The organism is Promineifilum sp. (SeqCode), from assembly GCF_041918635.1.
Lineage (GTDB): Bacteria > Chloroflexota > Anaerolineae > Promineifilales > Promineifilaceae > Promineifilum.
The window spans coordinates 1-1,605 of record NZ_JAYRVJ010000147.1 but is presented as its reverse complement, the minus strand read 5'-3'; the positions used below and the strand labels follow the sequence as shown (position 1 = coordinate 1,605).

At 66.4% G+C, this 1,605-nt stretch carries 2 protein-coding genes; one reads left to right on the top strand and one right to left on the bottom strand.

The features are described from left to right. Positions 1–126: 126 nt before the first annotated feature. Positions 127–507: a CRISPR-associated protein Csx15 gene (gene csx15, locus ACE3UY_RS04815; RefSeq protein ID WP_374686417.1), complete on the top strand. Its 381-nt coding sequence runs from the start codon at positions 127–129 to the stop codon at positions 505–507. A 318-nt stretch (positions 508–825) separates the two neighbouring features. Here csx15 and ACE3UY_RS04810 read toward each other — a convergent pair. Next, a partial coding sequence (locus tag ACE3UY_RS04810) for a hypothetical protein (RefSeq protein WP_374686416.1) occupies positions 826–1,605 on the bottom strand: 780 nt, incomplete at its 5' end.

Here is a 1,605-nt window from a genome sequence, read left to right as displayed (position 1 = left end):
TGGCTCGACTACCGCTTCCTGCGCGAGAAATTCGAACTTTACTTCACCGACCTCTAGACCTGACAGGTTTGCCGCAAACCTGTCAGGTCTGGCACAACTCCTAATTCCTAATTCCTAATTCTCCCCATGCTCCTCCTCAACTTCTCCCACCCCCAGACCCCCGCCCAACTGGCTCAACAGGCCGCCCAGCTCGACGGCGCGCCGCCCGACGTGCACGACGTGCCCGCCCAGTTCGACCAGGCCCGCCCCTTCGCCGGCCAGGTGGCCGACCTGCTCGACGCCGCCGGCCTCTCGGCCGCCGCGTGGCAGACCACGCCCCTGCTCATCATGCCCCCCGCCTACGCCCCCATCGCCGCCACCCTCATCGCCGAGCTGCACGGCCGCATGGGCTACTTCCCGGCCATCGTCCGCAGCCGCCCCGTCGCCGGCAGCACCCCGCCCCAATTCGAAGTGGCCGAGATCATCAACCTGCAAGCCGTGCGCGACGCGGCGCGCAACCGGAGATAGGGGCCAGGGGCCAGGGAATTGCCTGACTACAAACGTCCGCATCTGAGGCTGCGGACTCCGATTGACTGGCCGCAGACGCAGGCTAAGAATCCTGCGCCGCGTGAAGAAAATGGCTACGGGTCAAGACGGACGGTACGGATTTACATAAAGAAATCCGTACCGTCCGTCCCCATCCGTAGCCATTCCTGGCTTCCAGGTGCGACCCACTTCAGGAAGTGGGTCGCACCGGCCCGCATCTGAGGATGCGGACTCTGATTCATCAGGGGCCAGGGAAGATCGCTCTTCCCTGGCCCCTGGCCCCTGGAACCTAGCCCCTGACTAGGGCAGCAACTCCACGTGCAGCGCGTCCACCTTCTTCGGCAGCCCGGCGGGCTGGGCGCTGAAGACGGGGCCGCTGAACGTCTGCGTCGCCACGTCATACACGTAGACCATCGAGTGGCCGCCCTGGGCGGTGTCCACCTTGAAGTTGCCCCGCGTCGTCAGGTAGTAGGTCATCCCGTCCGGGCTGGCCGAGATGCTGTCCAGCGAGTTCTTGGGCATGTCCTGCGTCGAACCATCCAGGACGATGTGCCACATACCCGTGGTCGTCGTCCCCCAGTTGGTCATGCAGAAGCCCAGCAAGTCCTCGCCGCTGAACTTGAGCTGCTTGCCGCCGGCCGGATTGGGCACGGTTCCCGGCCCCTGGGTGCTGACCAGCAGGTACGCCTGGCAATTCGCGCCGATGGGCGACATCGCGCCCGGCAGCACGTGCAGCGCGTCGATCTTCTCCGGCGTCTTGGCCGTCAGCCCCACGTCGGAGCCGTCGAACCACAGCGACCACGCCGTGCCGTCCCACTTCACCAGATCCATGCCGTCCACCTTGCCGGGGATGCCCGGCACGGGGCGCGCGTTCTGGGTGAAGCTGACGATCAGGTCGTCGCTCTCCGCCGCGGTCAGCGGGCCGTTCGGCCCCGTCTCCTGCGGGATGTAGATGGCGTTGAGGTTGTGCTTCCACTTGCCCACCGGGGCCAGGCCGGCGGCGCTGCCGTCGAACCACAGCGACCAGGCCGAGCCGTCCCACATCAGGATGTCCTCGCCGCCGAAGACCACGCCGTCGCT

Excerpts from the sequence above, each read along its gene's own strand:
- csx15 (WP_374686417.1), top strand. The coding sequence starts at position 127 with ATGCTCCTCCTCAACTTCTCCCACCCCCAGACCCCCGCCCAACTGGCT.